The organism is Sphingobium sp. KKT206 (assembly GCF_055640555.1).
On the sequence record NZ_CM145764.1, the window covers coordinates 1,840,375 to 1,859,068 of the forward strand.

Annotated in this window: 22 protein-coding genes; 9 read left to right on the forward strand and 13 right to left on the reverse strand. The window is 63.5% G+C overall.

From position 1 onward, the window contains the following. The first annotated feature begins 88 nt into the window (after nt 1–88). Entirely contained in the window at nt 89–1,048 is a 960-nt protein-coding gene (locus tag ACZ2HM_RS08680) for a cell wall hydrolase (protein WP_470426774.1), read from the forward strand. A 361-nt stretch (nt 1,049–1,409) separates the two neighbouring features. Continuing rightward, nucleotides 1,410–1,538, forward strand: a complete 129-nt coding sequence (locus ACZ2HM_RS08685; protein WP_037476638.1) for an entericidin A/B family lipoprotein — start codon at nt 1,410–1,412, stop codon at nt 1,536–1,538. Between the two features lie 78 nt (nt 1,539–1,616). Here ACZ2HM_RS08685 and tatC read toward each other — a convergent pair whose 3' ends face one another. The 10 genes from tatC to glmU form a co-directional block, all read right to left on the reverse strand. Then, nucleotides 1,617–2,396 carry a twin-arginine translocase subunit TatC gene (gene tatC, locus ACZ2HM_RS08690; RefSeq protein ID WP_037476637.1) on the reverse strand — a complete coding sequence of 260 codons (780 nt, stop codon included), beginning with the start codon at nt 2,394–2,396 and terminating at the stop codon, nt 1,617–1,619. After that, nucleotides 2,393–2,845, reverse strand: coding sequence for a Sec-independent protein translocase protein TatB (gene tatB, locus ACZ2HM_RS08695; RefSeq protein WP_470426775.1), 453 nt, complete (start codon nt 2,843–2,845; stop codon nt 2,393–2,395). Before tatB ends, tatC begins: the two co-directional genes overlap by 4 nt. Before the next feature lie 26 nt (nt 2,846–2,871). Further along, nucleotides 2,872–3,108: a twin-arginine translocase TatA/TatE family subunit gene (locus tag ACZ2HM_RS08700; RefSeq protein WP_037476635.1), complete on the reverse strand. Its 237-nt coding sequence runs from the start codon at nt 3,106–3,108 to the stop codon at nt 2,872–2,874. Nucleotides 3,109–3,135: 27 nt separating this feature from the next. Beyond that, a complete protein-coding gene (gene scpB, locus ACZ2HM_RS08705; RefSeq protein WP_470426776.1) occupies nt 3,136–3,726 on the reverse strand; it encodes an SMC-Scp complex subunit ScpB in 591 nt (196 codons plus the stop codon). Continuing rightward, nucleotides 3,723–4,484 carry a segregation and condensation protein A gene (locus ACZ2HM_RS08710; protein ID WP_470426822.1) on the reverse strand — a complete coding sequence of 254 codons (762 nt, stop codon included), beginning with the start codon at nt 4,482–4,484 and terminating at the stop codon, nt 3,723–3,725. Before ACZ2HM_RS08710 ends, scpB begins: the two co-directional genes overlap by 4 nt. Nucleotides 4,485–4,492: 8 nt before the next feature. Continuing rightward, nucleotides 4,493–6,316, reverse strand: a complete 1,824-nt coding sequence (gene glmS, locus ACZ2HM_RS08715; RefSeq protein WP_037476632.1) for a glutamine--fructose-6-phosphate transaminase (isomerizing) — start codon at nt 6,314–6,316, stop codon at nt 4,493–4,495. Between the two features lie 15 nt (nt 6,317–6,331). Continuing rightward, on the reverse strand, nt 6,332–6,712 hold the full coding sequence (locus tag ACZ2HM_RS08720; RefSeq protein ID WP_037476631.1) for a PIN domain-containing protein: 381 nt from the start codon (nt 6,710–6,712) through the stop codon (nt 6,332–6,334). Further along, nucleotides 6,709–7,068 (reverse strand): ribbon-helix-helix domain-containing protein, encoded by a 360-nt coding sequence (locus ACZ2HM_RS08725; RefSeq protein ID WP_037476629.1) that lies wholly within the window; start codon nt 7,066–7,068, stop codon nt 6,709–6,711. Before ACZ2HM_RS08725 ends, ACZ2HM_RS08720 begins: the two co-directional genes overlap by 4 nt. Before the next feature lie 45 nt (nt 7,069–7,113). Continuing rightward, entirely contained in the window at nt 7,114–7,965 is an 852-nt protein-coding gene (locus ACZ2HM_RS08730) for a metallophosphoesterase (protein ID WP_470426823.1), read from the reverse strand. A 100-nt stretch (nt 7,966–8,065) separates the two neighbouring features. Further along, nucleotides 8,066–9,358: a bifunctional UDP-N-acetylglucosamine diphosphorylase/glucosamine-1-phosphate N-acetyltransferase GlmU gene (gene glmU / locus ACZ2HM_RS08735; RefSeq protein WP_037480314.1), complete on the reverse strand. Its 1,293-nt coding sequence runs from the start codon at nt 9,356–9,358 to the stop codon at nt 8,066–8,068. A gap of 147 nt (nt 9,359–9,505) precedes the next feature. Here glmU and ACZ2HM_RS08740 point away from each other — a divergent pair, with 147 nt between their 5' ends. Continuing rightward, nucleotides 9,506–10,174 (forward strand): HAD family hydrolase, encoded by a 669-nt coding sequence (locus ACZ2HM_RS08740; protein ID WP_470425046.1) that lies wholly within the window; start codon nt 9,506–9,508, stop codon nt 10,172–10,174. Next, nucleotides 10,171–10,938, forward strand: a complete 768-nt coding sequence (locus tag ACZ2HM_RS08745; protein WP_470425047.1) for an enoyl-CoA hydratase/isomerase family protein — start codon at nt 10,171–10,173, stop codon at nt 10,936–10,938. Before ACZ2HM_RS08740 ends, ACZ2HM_RS08745 begins: the two co-directional genes overlap by 4 nt. A 4-nt stretch (nt 10,939–10,942) precedes the next feature. Here ACZ2HM_RS08745 and ACZ2HM_RS08750 read toward each other — a convergent pair whose 3' ends face one another. From ACZ2HM_RS08750 to ACZ2HM_RS08760, 3 genes are read right to left on the reverse strand one after another with little or no spacing between them, the layout of a single operon-like run. Continuing rightward, on the reverse strand, nt 10,943–11,371 hold the full coding sequence (locus tag ACZ2HM_RS08750) for an HIT family protein (protein ID WP_037480308.1): 429 nt from the start codon (nt 11,369–11,371) through the stop codon (nt 10,943–10,945). Continuing rightward, on the reverse strand, nt 11,368–12,462 hold the full coding sequence (locus ACZ2HM_RS08755; protein WP_037480306.1) for a CDP-alcohol phosphatidyltransferase family protein: 1,095 nt from the start codon (nt 12,460–12,462) through the stop codon (nt 11,368–11,370). The genes ACZ2HM_RS08750 and ACZ2HM_RS08755 overlap by 4 nt, the downstream gene beginning before the upstream one ends. Continuing rightward, on the reverse strand, nt 12,459–13,526 hold the full coding sequence (locus ACZ2HM_RS08760) for a glycosyl transferase (protein ID WP_037480304.1): 1,068 nt from the start codon (nt 13,524–13,526) through the stop codon (nt 12,459–12,461). The genes ACZ2HM_RS08755 and ACZ2HM_RS08760 overlap by 4 nt, the downstream gene beginning before the upstream one ends. A 158-nt stretch (nt 13,527–13,684) precedes the next feature. Between ACZ2HM_RS08760 and ACZ2HM_RS08765 the strand changes: the two genes are divergently transcribed. From ACZ2HM_RS08765 to sucD, 5 genes are all read left to right on the forward strand, one after another. Next, entirely contained in the window at nt 13,685–14,473 is a 789-nt protein-coding gene (locus ACZ2HM_RS08765; RefSeq protein ID WP_037480303.1) for a succinate dehydrogenase iron-sulfur subunit, read from the forward strand. A gap of 2 nt (nt 14,474–14,475) precedes the next feature. Beyond that, on the forward strand, nt 14,476–14,937 hold the full coding sequence (locus ACZ2HM_RS08770) for a PaaI family thioesterase (RefSeq protein WP_037480764.1): 462 nt from the start codon (nt 14,476–14,478) through the stop codon (nt 14,935–14,937). Then, complete coding sequence (gene zapE, locus ACZ2HM_RS08775; RefSeq protein WP_470425048.1) at nt 14,934–16,046, forward strand: cell division protein ZapE; 1,113 nt, start codon at nt 14,934–14,936, stop codon at nt 16,044–16,046. Before ACZ2HM_RS08770 ends, zapE begins: the two co-directional genes overlap by 4 nt. A gap of 465 nt (nt 16,047–16,511) precedes the next feature. Next, nucleotides 16,512–17,474, forward strand: a complete 963-nt coding sequence (gene mdh / locus ACZ2HM_RS08780) for a malate dehydrogenase (RefSeq protein ID WP_037480299.1) — start codon at nt 16,512–16,514, stop codon at nt 17,472–17,474. A gap of 322 nt (nt 17,475–17,796) precedes the next feature. Beyond that, a complete protein-coding gene (gene sucD, locus ACZ2HM_RS08785; protein WP_096062546.1) occupies nt 17,797–18,681 on the forward strand; it encodes a succinate--CoA ligase subunit alpha in 885 nt (294 codons plus the stop codon). Nucleotides 18,682–18,694: the final 13 nt, after the last annotated feature.

The following is an 18,694-nucleotide window of genomic DNA, read 5'->3' on the forward strand; positions in this document are numbered from 1 at the left end:
CACAGCGCAAAATCCGGCAGGCAATTTTTAGCATTTTGGCTTATGGGGCAGCGCAGGCAGCCCATGGCTGCGGCTATAAGGTCTTGAAATGCAGCGGCTCGAACGGTTCAGCGGATGGAAGGGACGCAGCGCGGTCATAGGACTTGCGCTGTTGGCGCTAGCCGCGCCGCGCTTCATCACCGCCGCACCGCTCGACATGCTCGATGGCGATCAGGGCCGTGCGTCGGTCGATCCAGCGGAAGAATCGGCAGCGAATTTCCCCGGCTCTGCTTTTTTCTTCGCACAAGGCGCATTCGATCCCGTGCCGGGCGTCGAAACCGTGCAGAGCCAGCATGTGCTGGGCCTGGATGCGGTCAAGGCCGCCCCCGCCACCATCTTTCGCGGCCTCACCCCGCTCGACAGCTATCGCGCGATCAACTGTCTGACCTCGGCCATCTATTATGAAGCCGGAAACGAACCGGAAGACGGCCAGCGCGCCGTCGCGCAAGTCGTACTCAACCGGGTGCGCAGCCAGCTCTGGCCCGATACCGTATGCGGCGTCGTCTATGAAGGGTCCGAACGCACCGACTATCGCTGCCAGTTCACCTTCAGCTGCGACGGCGCGATGGCGCGGCTGCCTGCGGCCGCTTCATGGAACCGCGCCCGCCGCGTCGCGCAGGAGGCGCTGAGCGGCACCGTCTATGCGCCGGTCGGCCTCGCCACCCATTATCACACGCTCGCCGTCCGCCCGGACTGGTCGTCCCGCCTACATGCCGTGGCGGTCATCGGCGCGCATATCTTCTATCGCAATCCCGGCTTCAACGGCACACCCGCTGCCTTTCGCGCGGTCTATCTGGGCCGGGAAACCCAGTCCGGCCCGGCGCGCCGCGTCTGGCCGACCCGTCCGGTGGCCCCCGTCGAACTGCTCGCCCCCGCCTATAGCGCGCCAGCGCCAGCAAAAGCGGCACCTGCAATCGGCTGGACGCTGCCTGCGCCCCAGGTCGATGACAGCCTGCCGGAATCGACGATCCGCCCGGAATATCGCAATAGCGGCCGGCCGCTGATCTGACTTTTGATGATGGCCGGCACCCTATTTTAATCTTAACGGCCGGTTGACCATCAAAGTCCTTGAAAAGACGCGCGATAAAAAGTGCAAATTTTTGACCCCGGTTTGGAACCAGATTTCGGGCTTGTGGGTTCTATATTCAGGACAGCAAATCTTTTGCCCCCCGCTCTTGCTGTCCAATATTATGAGCCCGGAATGCTTCCCCCCCCGACGCGTTCCGGGCTCAACCTTTTTCCGGGCAAGATAATATTTGAAATCATTATATTTTCCACCGCCGGAACGCTTTGTCGGGCGGCGGGTTCTGATCTGCGTCACCGGCATGGCGCAAACCAACCGGTCGCGAAGTTTCTCAAGGAGACGGTCTATGACGAAGAAGATTTTCGCAGCCCTGCTGCTCACCGGTTCGCTGATGGTCGCCGCCTGCAACACCGTCGAAGGCGCTGGCCGCGACGTACAGAGCGCCGGCGAAGCGGTCGAACGCGCTGTCGACTGACCTGCACGATTTTCTGATTTGCCTCCCAGGCATCAATGAGGTCTGCCCCCAAGGGGCAGGCCTCTTTTTTTTGCGAGTTCAGGCCGCCGCCTCTTCCGCCTCTTCACCCTTGGCCTTGCGCCGATCGGTGAACCAGATCGCCATGATCGTGATTTCGTACAGCAGCAGCAGCGGGATCGCGAGCATCAGCTGCGATACGACATCGGGCGGCGTCAACACGGCCGCGACGATGAAAGCCGCCACGATCATATAACGGCGCAGGCCGATCAATTGCGCCCGGCTGACGAAACCCGCACGGTTCAGCAGCATCAGCAGCACCGGCATCAGGAAGCTGATTCCGAACGCCAGGATGAACTGCATCACCAGCCCCAGATAGGCGTCCGCGCTGGGTAGCGCCTCGACCTGCAAGCCGCTGCTATTGCCCTGAAATTCCAGAAAGAAGTGGAAAGCCGTCGGCATCACCACGAAATAGGCAAGGCTCGCGCCCATGCCGAACAGGAAGGGCGTGGCCAGGATGAAGGGCAGCAGCGCCTTCTTTTCCTTGGCATAAAGCCCCGGTGCCACGAACGCCCAAAGCTGGTTGGCGATGATCGGGAAGGACAGGCAGAAGGCCCCGAAAAAGGCGATCTTCACCTGCACGAAAAAGGCTTCGTAGAGCTTGGTATAAACGAGCTTCCCGCCGCCATCGCCAAAGGCTTCCTTGAGCGGATGCACGAGGATCGCGAAAAGCTGTTCGGAAAAATAGAAGCACAGCGCCCCGGTCAGGGCCAAGGCATAGACGCATTTGAGCAGGCGACCGCGCAATTCGATCAAATGGTCGAGCAAGGGCGCCTTGCTCTCGTCAATATCGCCGATCATGCCGCCGCATCTCCCTTGGGGGTCGCGGACGCGTCGGCGACATAGGGCGGACCATCCGATGCCGCGACAGGCGCGGCGGCCACGGGCGCGGATTCGGCGACGAACGGCGGCACTTCCACGGGCGCAGGCACGGCCGACTGCGCGACATAGGGTGGATGCTCGTCAGCGGCCACGGGCGCGTCCAGCGCTTCCATCGCGGGCGCTGCGGTCTCAGGCGGATGCTCGGCCATGATCCGCTTATTCTGGTCGGCCCATTTCTTTTCCAGTTCCTCCAGTTCGACTTCGCGCACCATCGCGTCGAGCCCAGTGCGGAAATGGCGGGCCATGCCCTGCGCCTTGCCGATCAACTGCCCCACCTTGTAGAGCGCGCGTGGCAAGTCCTTTGGCCCGATCACGATCACCGCAATGATCACGATCACCAGAAACTCGGTGGAATCGATGCCGAACATGGGACTGGTCTACCAGATTGTACGAATCAGACCTTGGTCTTGTCTTCCGTGGTCACGCTCGCATCCTGTTCGGACACGCGCTGCCCCTCGATACGGCTGGCAGGCTTGGTCGGCGTGGCGTCATCATCGTCGGCCATGCCCTTCTTGAAGCTCTTGATACCCTTGGCGACGTCACCCATCAGGCCGGAAATCCGACCGCCACCGAACAGCAGCATGACGACCAGGAGTACAATGACCCAGTGCATCAGCGAAAAGGAACCCATTTTCAATACTCCAGCAAGCAGACCTATCTAGGCCACATCGTCATCAGTTTCCAGAACGGATTGGCCGCCCAGACCCTCCAGCGCCAAATCCACCGGATCGAGCAGCCCGGCCGCGCGCAGATCGTCCACGCCCGGCAGGTCACGGCGGCTGCTAAGCCCGAAATGTGACAGGAAGTCTACGGTCGTCGCATAGATGAGCGGACGGCCCGGCACTTCACGCCGCCCGGCGGGCCGGACCCAGCCCGCCTCCATTAGCACATCCAGCGTCCCCTTGGCCACCTGCACGCCCCGGATCGCCTCGATCTCGGCGCGGCTGACCGGCTCATGATAGGCGATGATCGCCAGCGTCTCCATCGCCGCGCGCGACAATTTGCGCGGTTCATCCTTTTCGCGGCGCAGGATATGCGCCAGGTCGGGCGCGGTCTGGAAATACCAGCGCCCGCCGCGCTCGACCAGATTGACGCCGCGCCCGGCGTAATCCTCCGCTAATCCCGCCAGCGCCGCCGACAGGTCGCCCTCGCCGACATGCAGCTTGAGGTCGGCAGGCGTCATCGGCGCTTCCGCCACGAACAGCGCCGCTTCCACCGCACGCCGGAAATCGTCGGGCTCTTCGTTCATGCGCCTGCCTCCGGTGCCGCCGCGCGCAGATAGAGCGGCTGGAAAATCCCGTCCTGCTGCAATTCCACCCGCCCCTGCCGCGCCAGTTCCAGCGCCGCGACGAAACTGCTCGCCAGCGCCGACTTCGCCTTGGGACCGTCCATATCTTCGGGCAGAAACGACTCCAGCCGCGTCCAGTCGATCGCCGTGCCGACCAGCGCACCGACGCGCTGGATCGCTTCGTCCAGCGTCATCACGGGTCTCCGCGCGATGGTGTGAACGACCGGCCGCGTGCGCGCGCGAATCTGGCCATAGGTCTGAATGAGGTCATAGAGGCTGGCGCGCCATTGCGTCTTGCGCACCAGCCGCAGCCCTTCGGGCTTGCGCCGCACGAACACGTCGCGGCCGATCCGATCCCGCGCCATCAGCCGCGCGGCGGCATCGCGCATCGCGTTCAGGCGTTGCAACCGCAATTGCAGGCGCAGCGCCATTTCTTCGGGGCTGGGATCGGGCTGTTCCTGCCGGGGCAGCAGCAGCGAGGATTTCAGGTATGCGAGCCACGCCGCCATCACCAGATAATCGGCCGCCAGTTCCAGCTTCAATTCCCGCGCGCCATCGATGAAGGCGAGATATTGTTCGGTCAGTTCCAGGATCGAAATTTCGCGCAGGTCGACCTTCTGCCCGCGCGCCAGCGTCAGCAACAAGTCGAGCGGCCCTTCCCAATGGTCGAAGCTGACGGTCAATATGTCCGGGCCGGGGATGACCGGCGACGCGAACATATCCTCGCTCACTCCACCGTCACCGACTTGGCGAGGTTGCGCGGCTGATCGACATCAGTGCCCTTGGCGACCGCGACATGATAGGCCAGCAACTGCACCGGCACCGCATAGACGAGCGGCGCGATCAGCGGATGGACCTTGGGCATTTCGATCGTCGCCATGCAGCCTTCACCGGCCAGCGCAATGCCTTCCGCATCGGAAATCAGCACCACCTTGCCGCCGCGCGCCTGCACTTCCTGCATATTGCTGACGGTCTTTTCGAACAAAGGCCCACTCGGCGCGATGACGATCACCGGCACCAGTTCGTCGATCAGTGCGATCGGCCCATGTTTCATCTCGCCCGCGGCATAGCCCTCGGCATGGATATAGCTGATTTCCTTGAGCTTGAGCGCTCCTTCCAGCGCCATCGGATAATCCGGCCCACGGCCCAGATACAGCACGTCCCGCGCGGGCGCGATCAGATGCGCCATCGCCTCGATCTGCCCGTCGCGGCTCAGCGCCTCGTTGAGCGCGGCCGGTGCTTCGGACAGGTGCCAGACGATCTCGGCCTCCTCCTCCGGCGTCAGCTTCCCTTTGGCCCGCGCCAGATTGGCCGCCAGCGCCGCCAGCACCGCCAACTGGCAGGTGAACGCCTTGGTCGAAGCGACGCCGATCTCCGGCCCGGCATGGGTGGGCAGCAACAGGTCGGCCTCACGCGCCATCGAACTGGTGGGGACATTGACCACCACCGCGATGATCTGCCCCTCCGCCTTGGCATGGCGCAGCGCCGCCAGCGTGTCCGCCGTCTCGCCCGACTGGCTGATGAACAGCGCCAACCCGCCCGGCTCCAGCACCGGGTCGCGATAGCGGAACTCGCTTGCCACATCGATATCTACGGCGACGCGCGCGAATTTCTCGAACCAATATTTGGCGACCAGTCCGGCATAATAGCTGGTGCCGCACGCGACGATGGTGATGCGCTTCACCGACCCCAAGTCGAAATCCATGTCGGGCATGGCGACCTCATTCTCCATCCGGCGGAGATAAGCGCGCAACGTCTGGGCGACGACGACCGGCTGCTCAAAAATCTCCTTCTGCATGAAGTGGCGATGATTGCCCTTGTCGATCATCGCCCCCGACACGCCGGACAGCGTGACCGGCCGTTCGACTGGCTGATTATCCTTGTCGAAAATCTCCGCGCCGTCCTTGGTTATGACGACCCAGTCGCCCTCTTCCAGATAGGCGATCCGCTGCGTCAACGGCGCCAGCGCCAGCGCATCGGACCCCAAATAGGTCTCGCCATCGCCATAACCCACGACCAGCGGCGACCCCAGCCGCGCGCCAATCAGCATGTCGGGATGGCTGCGGAACAATATGGCGAGCGCAAAGGCCCCGTGCAGGCGCGGCAAGACCCGCGCAACGGCATCGCGCGGCGACACGCCCTGCTCGACCAGTTCGCTCACCAGATGCGCAACCACCTCGGTATCGGTCTGGCTGTCGAAAATGCGCCCGCGCGCCATCAGTTCGGCGCGCAGCGGCTTGAAATTCTCGATAATGCCATTGTGGACCAGCGCCACTTCGCGCGTCGCATGGGGATGCGCGTTGCTGGTCGTGGGCGCACCATGCGTCGCCCAGCGGGTATGAGCGATACCGGTGGTGCCGGGCAGCGGCTCGTCGCGCAATTCGGTCACCAGATTGGCGAGCTTGCCTTCCGCCCGCCGCCGTTCGATCGCGCCATCATGGACCGTGGCGACGCCCGCGCTGTCATAGCCGCGATATTCCAGCCGCTTCAATCCATCGACCAGCCGCTCCGCCACGTCGTCCCTGCCGATGATACCGATAATGCCGCACATGTGCCGGAGAGCCTTTCAGAGTGTGTAGGGAACGCGGATACCTGGCATCTCTGCCGGGAAATCCTTTGTATTTCGTGTCACCAGCACGCGGCCGCGCAATTGCGCCGTGGCCAGGATGATGGCGTCCGGCGATTTGAGCCTTGCCCGTTCACGGCGCAGCGCAGCCGCCCGATGCGATATCTCGTCATCAATTTCGTCCAGGCCGAACTGTGCCAAAAACATCAGCACCTCACGCACGGCCGTTTCATTCCCCTTGGACAATATCTCGATCCACGCCATGCGGCTGAGCCACATGCGCGCACCGCTATCGGCTATGCGGGAAAGTTCGCGATGCGCGGGTTCGTGATTCAAAAGAGCGTCGATGACGATATTGGCGTCCAGGCTGTAACCGCTCATGCGCTGTTCTTTGGGTGCGTCTCGGCCGCCTTCTTGGTCAGCGCCAGATAATGCGCCCGCTCCTTATCATCTTCTTCCGTGAAATATTCAGGCGATGCGGCGCGGACTTCGTCATAATCATCGTCCCAGGGTCGTGTCCATTCCGCCCGCCGCGCACGTTCATATTCGTGGGGATCGATCGACACGCCATTCCGCGCCCACGCGCCGAAGCCCTGCTGCAGCCAATCTTTCGACGTTTGCGGGCGATAGGCCGAAACCGCCTCCCGCAGCACCGCCGCGCGCGACTTGCCCTGCTCGCGCGCCAATTGGTCGAGCCATTTGACGTCTTCGTCGGGAATATCGGCCAGGAAACGCATGATGATAGATTGATATCATATCATGATATCATGTCAACAGGCGTCTCACTGTGGCCGGACAGTGATCAGCCAGATGTCCGGTGGTGCGAGCATCCGAATCGGCAATCCGCTGGTGCCGACCCCGCCCGCCACGATCATCGTTCTCGCCCCATCGCGATACAGGCCGCAGGCATAGCGCGTGCCATATTTCGACGGCACATAGACGATCCCCGCAAAGGGCAGCGCCACTTGCCCGCAATGGGTGTGCCCCACCAACGTCAGCGACGGCGCATCGGGCAAAGCGGGAAACACATCCGGCCCGTGCGACAGGATCAGCGGCGCGCCACGGACCCGCGCCATCGCCGCCAGCGTCGCGGGCAAATCGATCCTGCGCGTATAGACATCCTGCAACCCGCCGATCGCCAGCGGCCCGCGCCGCACCGCGCCATCCTGCAACAAAGTGATGCCCATGCGTGCAAAAGCCGCCTGCCAGTCCGCGCCACTCAAAGCGCGCTGGTTCTTCTGGCTGCGGCTGTCATGATTGCCCAGCACCGCGACGACACCCAGAGGCGCGCGCAGCCCCGCAAAGGGCGCGATGCTCGCCCGCGCATCATAGGTCGCGCCACCTTTGGCATCGCCGATATAATCGCCGCCCAGCAGGATGAGGTCAGGCTTGAGCGCATTGATCTGCGCCACGATCCGCGCCATCCGCGCCGGGCTATTGTCCGGCCCCGACAAATGCGTGTCGGTCAGCAAGGCGACCGTGACCGGGCTACGCGGCGCATCGGCGGGAAAGGGCAACACTACCTCCGCACGCCGCACCACCGGCATGGTGCGCGCATTGAGGATGAGCCAGAGAGCGAGCCAGCCCGCAAGCAGAACCAGCGCAAGCAGCGTCCAAAGAATTTTACGGCGCATGCTCAAAGAACGACGTGCTCCTGCGAAAGCAGGAGCCCAGGGTCGATCGGATTGCCCTGCACACTAGGCTCCTGCTTGCGCAGGAGCACCAACATCACCTTCACTTCGCCGCCTTCTTCGCCACCATCCGCTCGCGAAAGGCCGCCGCCCAGCCGGGCTTTGCAACCTGCGCGGGCCGGACCAGGCACAGCGCATCATCGCCCACCGGCTGCGTCACCACGCTACCCGCCGCCACGATCGCGCCATCGCCGATCCTGACCGGCGCGACCAGCGCGCTGTTCGATCCGATGAACGCCCCCGCGCCGATTTCCGTGCGATATTTGAAGAAGCCATCATAATTGCAGGTGATCGTCCCCGCGCCGATATTGGCACCCGCGCCGACGCCCGCATCGCCGATATAGGACAGGTGATTGACCTTCGCCCCCTCGCCCAGCCGCGCCTTCTTGATCTCGACGAAGTTGCCGACCTTGGCCTTGACCCCGATCTCGGCGCCGGGCCGCAGCCGCGCATAGGGACCGATCGCAGCGCCGCGTTCGATGCGCGCACCCTCCAGATGGGAGAAGGCGTGGATCACGACATCATCGGCCACCGTCACGCCCGGTCCGAACACGACGTTCGGCTCCACCACCACGTCGCGGCCCAGCACCGTATCATGGGCAAAGAATACCGTCTCCGGCGCCACCAACGTCACGCCCTCGCGCATCGCCTCGATCCGGCGGCGCGCCTGCCACATCGCTTCCACGCCCGCCAGTTCGACCCGGCTGTTAACCCCCGCCACTTCCCAAGCTTCGGTCTCGATGACGGCGCTTTGCGCGCCCGGCAGCATGATGATATCGGGCAGATAATATTCGCCGGCGGCATTGTCGTTGCCAATCTGGTCGAGCAGCACGAACAGGTCGGTCGATCGCACCGCCATCAGCCCGCTATTGCACAACGTCACCGCGCGCTCGGCCTCGCTCGCATCCTTATATTCGACCATCTTGCCGATCATGCCCTGCCCGTCGGCGATGATCCGGCCATAGGCGGCGGCATCGTCGGGGCGGAAGCCCAGCACCACCGCGCGCGGATCGTCCCCCCGGTTCAGCCGATCGAGCATCGCCCGCATCGTCGTCGCACTCACCAACGGCACATCGCCATACAAGATCAGCACATCGCCCGCGAATCCGGCCAGCGCGTCATGCGCCTGGGCGACCGCATGGCCAGTGCCCAACTGCTTGTCCTGCACCGCGATCACCGCGCCGGTGCCCGCTACCGCCGCCTCCACCTGTTCCCGGCCTGCGCCGACCACCACCACTTGCCGCTCCGGCTCCAGCGCGGCAACGCTGGCCAGCAGGTGCAACAGCATCGGCCGCCCGGCGACCGGGTGCAACACCTTGTGCAGCGCGGATTTCATGCGCGTGCCTTGGCCTGCGGCAAGGATGATGACGGCGAGAGGACGGGCGGCAGTCACGATGGCTTTGTCCCTGACAAGTGCGTTGGATCATGCGGCTCTGCCATGTTTGGCTTGCCTTTGCCACCGCCGACGCGGCATGGCGCGGCCATGGCCCATATTCCTTTCGATATCGTCGGCTTCGACCTCGACGGCACGTTGATCGACACCAGCGGCGATCTCGCCGCGGCGGTCAACCACGCCATCGGCACGGTCGGCCTTGCCCCCTTCCCCGTCGCGGACATTCGCCCTTTCGTCGGCCAGGGGGCCAGGGTCATGCTCGACCGCGCGCTGTCGGCATCGGACGCGCAGGACGATGCCTTGCTGGCGCAACTGCTCCCGGTGCTGCTCGACTATTATCAGGCGAACCTCAGCGCCCATTCCACCCCCTATCCCGGTCTGCTCGGCGCGATGGATGCGCTGACAGCGGCGGGCGTCACGCTCGCCATCTGCACCAACAAGGCGGAACGTTTCGCCCTGCCCCTGATGGATCAGCTCGGCCTGTCGCACCGCTTCGCCAGCATCATCGGCGGCGATACGGTCGGCGTCGGCAAGCCCGATCCCGCACCGATCCACGCCATGATCGAGCGGGCGGGCGGCGGGCGCACGATCTTCGTCGGCGACACGATCAACGACATAGCGGGCGCGCGCCATGCGGGCATCGCCAGCGTCGCGGTCAGCTTCGGCTTCCTCGACGGCCCGGTCGAAGAGTTGCGGGCCGACGCCATCATCCATCATTTCGACGAATTGCTGCCCCTGCTGCAAGGCTGGCCGCAATGACCCTGCGGCTGGAGCGCGACGGCCCGGTCGCCCGGCTGCTGATCGACCGCCCGGCCCGGCGCAACGCCATGACGCAGGATATGTGGGAAACACTACCACTCCTCGTCCATGACGCCATAGCCGATGATGCCATCCGCGTGCTGATCCTCGCCTCAGCCACGCCCGGCCTGTTCTGCGCCGGGGCGGATATCGATGAATTTGCGACTTGTTCCGGTGGTCCCGACTGGCGCGTCACGAACCAGACAGCGATCCGTAATACCCAATATGCGCTCGCCCATGCCGACAAGCCGGTCATCGCCGCGATTGATGGCGATTGCGTCGGCGGCGGCTGCGGCCTCGCCATCGCCTGCGACCTGCGCATCGCCGCGCCCACCGCGCGGCTGGGCATCACGCCCGCCAAGCTCGGCATCGTCTATTCGCTGTTCGACACCAAATTGCTGGTCGATCTCGTCGGCCCTGCCCGCGCCAAGCGCATCCTCTTCACCGGCGCGCTCCACGATGCCGATACCGCGCTCGCGATCGGCCTCATAGACCAGATCGCCGCCGATCCGCTGGCGGAGGCTGACGCCCTTGCCCGCACCATCGCCGCCAATGCCCAGCATAGCGTGCGATCGTCCAAGACGATCATCCGCCGCATCCTGGATGGTCAGGCAGACGATGACGACAGGACGCTCGCGCTGTTCCGCGACGCCTTCACCCTGCCCGATTTCGCCGAAGGTGTGTCCGCTTTCCGCGCCAAACGGAAACCCGATTTCGGCGGCTGAGGCCTTAGGGCTGCGCAGCCTCGAAATAGGATGCGACCCAATCGCGGACCCCCGCATCGGACGCAACCGCCGCACCCAAATCCGGCTGCCCCGGCCAGCCCGCATCGCGCACCGTCAGCCCGCCACCGCTGCGCTCGCCCTCATAGCGCGGCAGGACATGGAAATGGACATGCGGATCGACCATCATCAGCATCAGATAGTTGATCTTCTGATAGCCGACCGCCGCCCGCAATGCCGCTTCGATCGCCCCGGTCACGGTCTTGAGTTCGGCATGGGCTTCGGCTGGCAAATCCCCGAACGCCGTCGCATCGCTCTTGGCCGCCAGCACCAGCGACCCCAGCGTCGGCTGCGCCGGGCGCAGCAGCACCACCCAATGCGCAAACTCCGCGATCAGGCTGGCGGGCCAGCCGAACTTCACTATCGTCTCGTTCACGCTGCCGCCTCATCCATCCAGCTGACGATCGGCCGTCCCGACCGCTTCACGCTATAGGCCTGCGCCAGCCGCACCGCATGCACGACCAGCGAAATCACCGTCCACCAGGCCAGCGCCACCAGCCCGATGTCTGGCCGCCCGACCAGCAGCGCCACGAACAGGATCACCATATTCGGGTTGCGCCGCGCCGTCACCAGCCGGAACTGGCTGTCGAACCGCCTCCAGACATGGATGTCCATGCCGAAATCCTTGAGGAACGCGCCCTCAATCAAGCGTTGCAGCACATAGCCGACGACCACCGCCGCCATCACCAGGATGAACGCCTGCCCCGTCAGCGACAGGCCCCAGGCGGCCAACCCCGTTCCCCAAAAATACCACCAGAAGGGCGGGTGAACCAGATCGACGCCATGGTCGATCACATTGCCCCATTTGGACGAGGTGATGGTGCAGCGCGCCAGCTTCCCGTCCACCGTATCCAGCACCATGAAGATGAAACCGCACAGGAAGCCGGTCCAGTACATCCCTTCTGAAAACAGGAAGGTCGCGATCAGGCACAGCGTCACCCCGATCACCGACACCATATTGGGCGTCATCTTGAGCTGCGCCGCGATCCGCGTCAGTATCAGCGCCAATTCGGGCCACAGATATTTGGTCAGCACGTCCGTCACGCCCTTATAGGCGCCGAAATAGCTGTGCCGCTCGATCGCGCGCCGGGTCGCGGGGGTCAGCTCGCGCACCATCGGCTGCTCCAGCTTGCGCAACTGCCGGTTATAGAGTTTGCGCCCGTCCGACAGGTCGATCACCGCTGCCTGCATCGGATCATGTCCCTGCGGCACCTGCCCCACGACCGGCACGCCACCCCAGGCAAAGACCGTCCCCGGCGTCTCCAGCACCAGCCGCAGCAGCAACGGATCGAATGCATAGGTCAGGTTGAAGACCAGTTCATGCCCCGGTGCCAGCGCGCTGCCATTCTTTGCCGCGCTTTCCGCCATCCGGCGGTTCCGTTCGGCATTGGTCATGCCCCAGATCGGCGTGGTATTCTTCCCCAGCATGCGAATGGGGCCAAGGGCAGTGGTCATCGTCTCAGTCATGCAGGCGCTTTCGCGAAGGTCATTATGATGTCGGCCTGCCGCCGCGACGCGGGAATCGGCGACAGGTCGATGGATTGCTCCATGGCCGCTTCCTGCGCAGCAACGAAGCCGGGTTGCAAGTCCTGCGCCCGCGCCAGGGCATCGGCCAGCGCCTCCGGCGTCTCGATCACCTGCCCCAACCGCCAATGCGCAAAGGCCTCACCACTGGCATCGCGCCGGTCGAGATTGAGGAAGATGCACGGCCGCGGCTGGATCAGAAACTCATACACCTGGCTCGATACATCGCCCAGATAGACGTCGGCGCTCATCGTATAGCTCATGTCGATCGCATGCCGGCTGCCCATGTCGACGCGGATGTGCGGCGCGGCGCTGACGATCGGCGCCACCGCCTGCGCCAGCTTGGTATGCGGCGCGATGATGACATTCCACCCGTTGAACGACTCCAGCGCCGCCAGCATCGCCGGGCCATGCCGCACCCAGGAAGACAGATCAGGGTCGAAATGCGGATTATAGAGCAGCACCGGCTTGTCGTCAGCGAAGAAACGCTGCCGCGCTGCCTTCAACTCGAACTTGGCATAGCCCCCGACCACGACTTTATTCGCCGCGCACAACCCCCGTTCGATCATCCGGCGACGATCCTTTTCGCCCGCCACCAGCGTCAGGTCGAAATCGGCATGGCGCTTCTTATAGCCCCCCTCCCGGTCGCCCGCGCCATGTTTGATCAGCACCAGCCGGGACTTGAAACCCGGCACCCGCCGCAACCAGGCGGTGGAAATCTCCGTCGTCACCAACAGCGGAAAGGCCGCGATCGTGCGGTAATTGCCAAGCAGGGTGAGGATTCGCGAAGGCTGGCGGAACAGCGAGTCGGCTTGGGCCGAAAAACGCCTCAGCCGTACCGGCCGCAACCGCCGGTCTGTGTCGTACCCCGCCACCAGATCCAGTATCGCGTCCGATGGCGACAGCACATGCACCCGCACCCCAGGACGCCGCGCCAGTTCCAGCGCGGCAGGCAGCCAATGATAAAGCTGCTGCGCTTCGGCAATGGCGAGGAAGGCGATGTCCATGCGCGAAAGCCACTCCAGACGGGCTGGAGGCCTAGCGGCGATATAGGGGCTTTTGCAAGGGCGCGCGTCGCATTCCCTTTTGTAGGTGCTGGACCTTTGCCCATATTTTGGTATGCGGGCCGCAACCGAACGACACTCTGAAAGAGGCTCGACGAGCGATGGCCGAATTTGCGTTGCCCAAGAACAGCAAGATCAGCGGTAAGGGTGTGACCCACCCCGCACCCGCAGGCGCAACCAATGTGCGCAGCTTCAAAGTCTATCGCTATGATCCCGACTCCGGGCAAAACCCGCGTTACGACACGTTCGAGGTCGATCTCGACCAGTGCGGGCCGATGGTTCTGGACGCGCTCATCAAGATCAAGAATGAATATGACACCACGCTGACCTTCCGCCGCTCTTGCCGCGAAGGCATTTGCGGTTCCTGTTCGATGAACATGAACGGCAAGAACGGCCTGGCCTGCACCACCGCGATCGACGAATGTTCGGGCAAGGACGTGAAGATCACGCCGCTGCCGCACATGGACGTGATCAAGGATCTGGTGCCTGATTTCACCCATTTCTACGCGCAATACAACTCGATCCAGCCTTGGCTGAAGACCGTGTCGCCCCCGCCATCGGGCAAGGAGCGGCTCCAGTCGCCCGCCGACCGTGAAAAGCTCGACGGCCTCTACGAGTGCATCCTGTGCGCCTGCTGCTCGACCAGCTGCCCATCCTATTGGTGGAACAGCGACAAGTTCTTGGGTCCGGCCATCCTGCTCCAGGCCTATCGCTGGCTGGCCGACAGCCGCGACGAATATACCGGGGACCGCCTCGACGAGCTGGAAGATCCCTTCCGCCTCTATCGCTGCCACACGATCATGAACTGCGCCAATGTCTGCCCCAAGGGTCTGTCGCCGGCCAAGGCGATCGCCGAGACCAAGAAGATGATGGTCGAACGGCAGCTTTGATCTTGAACAGTGATGGTGTCGCCGGGGGTCAGCCACTGACGGACGGGCAATGGGCGGGCTGGATCGCATGGTCCGACCCGCACCCCGATACGTTTTTGCAGGCGATCGGCCGTGGCTATATGCGCGAACTCTCGCCCGGCCGGGCGGAAGTCGCGCTGGAAACCCGCTCCAGCCATCGCAACCGGCTCGATACGCTGCATGGCGGCTTCCTCGCCGCCTTTGCCGACCATGCCTATTTCGGCGCGCTCTGGGCGATGGGGCATAAGGATCAGATTCATGGCGTGACCATCGACCTGTCGATGCAATATCTGGGTGCCGGGCGCGTCGGCCCGCTGCTGCTGGCGCAGGTCGACCTGTTGCGTGAAACCGGCCGCCTATTGTTCCTGCGGATGCTGATGACGCAGGATGGCGAACCCGTCGCCGCCTCCACCGCCACCATCCGCAAGGCGCCGCCCGCCAAATGACCGGTGTCCTTGCTCGCTACGAAGCGTTGATCGCTGCCGGAGAATTGCGCGCCGATCCCGATCAGCGCGCCGCTGCCGTCCGGCTCGACACCCTGCAACAGCAGTTGGAAGCCGCGCCCGAACGCGGCTCGACCCTGTGGCGGCTGCTCCGCAAGGCCCCCGAACCGCCGCGCGGCCTCTATATGTGGGGCGGCGTCGGGCGCGGCAAATCCATGTTGATGGACCTGTTCTTCGACACGGTGAAAATCCCGCGCAAGGCGCGTGCCCATTTCCACGAATTCATGCTCGACGTCCACGCCCGCTTGGCCGAAGTGCGCAAATCCGAAACCGGCGACCCCATCCCCCCGGTGGTCGAGGCGCTGGCCGAGAATGCCCGGCTGCTATGCTTCGACGAGATGGTGGTCAATAATATGGCGGACGCCGCGATCATGTCGCGGCTGTTCACGGGATTGCTCGAAAAGCGGGTGACGATCGTCACCACGTCGAACCGCGTGCCCGACGATCTCTACAAGGACGGCCTCAACCGCCAGTTGTTCCTACCCTTCATCGACCTGATCAAGGATCGGCTCGATGTGCAGACATTGAACGGCCCGACCGACTATCGCCGCGACCGGCTCGGCGATGCGACGCTGTGGCATTGCCCCAATGGCGACGAAGCGACCGCCGCGCTCAGCACTGCCTTTTTCCGCCTGACCGACTATCCGCCGTCCGATCGTGCCCATGTCCCGTCCGAAGACATACCGGTCCAGGGCGGCCGCACCCTGCATGTGCCCAAAAGCCTCAAGGGCGTCGCGGTCTTCTCGTTCAAGCGCCTGTGCGCCGAAGCCCGCGGTGCGCCCGACTATCTGGCGATCGCGCGCAAATATCATACAGTCATCATCGTCGGCATTCCGGTGCTTGGCCCGGAAAACCGCAACGAGGCCGCCCGCTTCGTCACGCTGATCGACTCGCTCTACGAATATAAGGTCAAATTGCTGGCCTCGGCCGATGCGGAACCGGCGCAGCTCTATCCACAAGGCGATGGCGCATTCGAATTCGAACGCACCGTCTCGCGCCTGATGGAAATGCAGTCGGATGATTATCTCGCGCTCGGCCACGGCCCCAAATAGCATCCTCCCCTGGCAGGGGGTCGTTGCGAAATGCGCATCGCTTACCAATCACCGTCATTCCCGCGAAGGCGGGAACCCATCTCCCACCTTATCGTCTTGGGTTTAGGTTCGGAGATGGATCCCCGCCTTCGCGGGGATGACATAAAGACCTATGGGTAACTGCCTGTTGCAGCACGTTATAGCGCGCACCGCCGTCATCACGGCGCAATCTTCTTGTCCATATCCTGCGAAAAATAGACCGGATGCCTTCCGTCGGGAAGGCATCCGGCAGGGTAGCGCTGCAGGGAAGGCTCACCGGCCAGGGTAGGAGCCGGGAGCGACAGCGTGTGAATCGCCTTTAATGCAACTGCGAATGAATTGCAAAGATAAATCCGACTTCCCACCTTTGACAGGTTGAAACCCCCGGTCGAAGGGCGTAGGCGAGGCATCAATTCCAGTAGTCAAGACTTGGAGGATGACAGATATATGGCCCGTAAGAAGATCGCGCTCATCGGCGCTGGCAATATTGGTGGCACGCTGGCGCATCTCGCCGCTCTGAAGGGCCTGGGCGACATCGTCCTGTTCGACGTCGTCGAAGGCATCCCCCAGGGCAAGGCGCTCGACCTGTCGCAGTGCGGCGCGGTCGAAGGCTTCGATGCCAAGATCACCGGCTCCAACGATTATGCCGACATTGCAGGCGCGGACGTCATCATCGTCACCGCCGGCGTCGCCCGCAAGCCGGGCATGAGCCGCGACGATCTGCTCGGCATCAATCTCAAGGTCATGAAGGCCGTGGGCGAAGGCATCGCCGCCAACGCGCCCGACGCCTTCGTCATCTGCATCACCAACCCGCTCGACGCGATGGTGTGGGCGCTGCGCGAATTTTCCGGCCTCCCCCACAATAAGGTCGTCGGCATGGCGGGCGTCCTCGACAGCTCGCGCTTCAACCACTTCCTCGCCGAGGAATTCCAGGTGTCGGCCAAGGACGTCACCAGCTTCGTGCTGGGTGGACATGGCGACACGATGGTCCCCGTCATCGAATATTCGACGGTCGCTGGCATCCCCGTCCCCGACCTCATCAAGCAGGGTCGCTCGACGCAGGAGCGCATCGACGCCATCGTGCAGCGCACCCGTTCGGGTGGCGGCGAAATCGTCGGCCTGCTCAAGACCGGCTCGGCCTTCTATGCGCCCGCCACCAGCGCGATCGCCATGGCTGAAGCCTATCTGGGCGACAAGAAGCGCCTGCTGCCCTGCGCCGCCAACCTCACCGGCCAATATGGCGTCGACAATCTCTATGTCGGCGTGCCCGTGATCATCGGCAAGGACGGCGTCGAGCAGGTCATCGAGATCGAGCTGAACGAAGAAGCCAAGGGCAACCTCCAGGTGTCGGTCGACGCGGTCAAGGAACTGCTCGACGCTTGCAAAGCGATCGATCCCAGCCTGGCCTGAGTGATTTCGATGGTATTTCCCAAGCCCACGGTTGCTCAGGCCATCGAAGTTATCGTCCGATACAGGGCACCTATTGATTTGGTGCAATTGGCAATGGCGATATTTGGCTCTGGTGATCGAGCATCTGATCTACGCAAGGATTTAGCTTGGCTAGTAAAAGAAGGGCATCTGCGTGTGGACGCCGGAAAATACTTTCCGGGTCGGATCGGACCTACTAACTTGAATAGTAACGACCACTACGTTCCCGAATAAACGCCATTCTCGCAACTAGCGAGTTCATAGACCCGACCTGCACCGGGCAACCGAAAGGACGCCAAGACAAATGTCGATTCTCGTCAACAAGAATACCAAGGTCATCACGCAAGGGATGACCGGTGCCACCGGCACTTTCCATACCGAACAGGCGCTTGCCTATGGCACGCAGATGGTGGCCGGCGTCACGCCGGGCAAAGGGGGCCAGACCCATATCGGCCTGCCCATGTTCGACACCGTGCTGGAAGCCAAGACCAAGACCGGCGCCGATGCCTCGGTGGTCTATGTGCCGCCACCATTTGCCGCCGACTCGATCCTGGAAGCGATCGACGCGGAAATCCCGCTGATCATCTGCATCACCGAAGGCATCCCCGTCCTCGACATGGTGCGCGTCAAGCGCGCCCTGTCGGGCAGCAAGTCGCGCCTCATCGGCCCCAACTGCCCCGGCGTCCTGACCCCCGACGAGTGCAAGATCGGCATCATGCCCGGCAGCATCTTCAAGAAGGGCAGCGTCGGCGTCGTCTCGCGCTCCGGCACGCTGACCTATGAAGCCGTGTTCCAGACCTCGAACGCGGGCCTGGGCCAGACCACGGCTGTCGGCATCGGCGGCGATCCGGTCAACGGCACCAACTTCATCGACGTGCTGGAACTGTTCCTGGCCGACGACGCGACCGAATCGATCATCATGATCGGTGAAATCGGCGGCGACGCGGAAGAACAGGCCGCCCAGTTCCTGATGGATGAGGCCAAGCGTGGACGCAAGAAGCCGATGGCCGGCTTCATCGCGGGCCGCACCGCCCCTCCGGGCCGTCGCATGGGCCATGCCGGCGCGATCGTGTCGGGCGGCAAGGGCGACGCGGAAAGCAAGATCGCGGCGATGGAAGCCGCCGGGATCAAGGTCGCCGCCAGCCCCTCGGAACTCGGCACGACCTTGCTCGAAGTGCTGAACGGCTAAAAAGCGACTATAT

Coding starts and splice junctions, on each gene's coding strand:
- ACZ2HM_RS08710 (WP_470426822.1), bottom strand. CDS start 4,484: ATGTTCGCGTCGCCGGTCATCCCCGGCCCGGACATATTGACCGTCAGC.
- ACZ2HM_RS08700 (WP_037476635.1), bottom strand. CDS start 3,108: ATGGGTTCCTTTTCGCTGATGCACTGGGTCATTGTACTCCTGGTCGTC.
- ACZ2HM_RS08765 (WP_037480303.1), top strand. CDS start 13,685: ATGGCCGAATTTGCGTTGCCCAAGAACAGCAAGATCAGCGGTAAGGGT.
- zapE (WP_470425048.1), top strand. CDS start 14,934: ATGACCGGTGTCCTTGCTCGCTACGAAGCGTTGATCGCTGCCGGAGAA.
- ACZ2HM_RS08725 (WP_037476629.1), bottom strand. CDS start 7,068: ATGCGTTTCCTGGCCGATATTCCCGACGAAGACGTCAAATGGCTCGAC.
- mdh (WP_037480299.1), top strand. CDS start 16,512: ATGGCCCGTAAGAAGATCGCGCTCATCGGCGCTGGCAATATTGGTGGC.
- ACZ2HM_RS08685 (WP_037476638.1), top strand. CDS start 1,410: ATGACGAAGAAGATTTTCGCAGCCCTGCTGCTCACCGGTTCGCTGATG.
- glmU (WP_037480314.1), bottom strand. CDS start 9,358: ATGAAATCCGCGCTGCACAAGGTGTTGCACCCGGTCGCCGGGCGGCCG.
- glmS (WP_037476632.1), bottom strand. CDS start 6,316: ATGTGCGGCATTATCGGTATCATCGGCAGGGACGACGTGGCGGAGCGG.
- ACZ2HM_RS08680 (WP_470426774.1), top strand. CDS start 89: ATGCAGCGGCTCGAACGGTTCAGCGGATGGAAGGGACGCAGCGCGGTC.
- sucD (WP_096062546.1), top strand. CDS start 17,797: ATGTCGATTCTCGTCAACAAGAATACCAAGGTCATCACGCAAGGGATG.
- ACZ2HM_RS08730 (WP_470426823.1), bottom strand. CDS start 7,965: ATGCGCCGTAAAATTCTTTGGACGCTGCTTGCGCTGGTTCTGCTTGCG.
- ACZ2HM_RS08740 (WP_470425046.1), top strand. CDS start 9,506: ATGGCCCATATTCCTTTCGATATCGTCGGCTTCGACCTCGACGGCACG.
- scpB (WP_470426776.1), bottom strand. CDS start 3,726: ATGAACGAAGAGCCCGACGATTTCCGGCGTGCGGTGGAAGCGGCGCTG.
- ACZ2HM_RS08745 (WP_470425047.1), top strand. CDS start 10,171: ATGACCCTGCGGCTGGAGCGCGACGGCCCGGTCGCCCGGCTGCTGATC.
- ACZ2HM_RS08760 (WP_037480304.1), bottom strand. CDS start 13,526: ATGGACATCGCCTTCCTCGCCATTGCCGAAGCGCAGCAGCTTTATCAT.
- tatB (WP_470426775.1), bottom strand. CDS start 2,845: ATGTTCGGCATCGATTCCACCGAGTTTCTGGTGATCGTGATCATTGCG.
- ACZ2HM_RS08755 (WP_037480306.1), bottom strand. CDS start 12,462: ATGACTGAGACGATGACCACTGCCCTTGGCCCCATTCGCATGCTGGGG.
- ACZ2HM_RS08720 (WP_037476631.1), bottom strand. CDS start 6,712: ATGAGCGGTTACAGCCTGGACGCCAATATCGTCATCGACGCTCTTTTG.
- tatC (WP_037476637.1), bottom strand. CDS start 2,396: ATGATCGGCGATATTGACGAGAGCAAGGCGCCCTTGCTCGACCATTTG.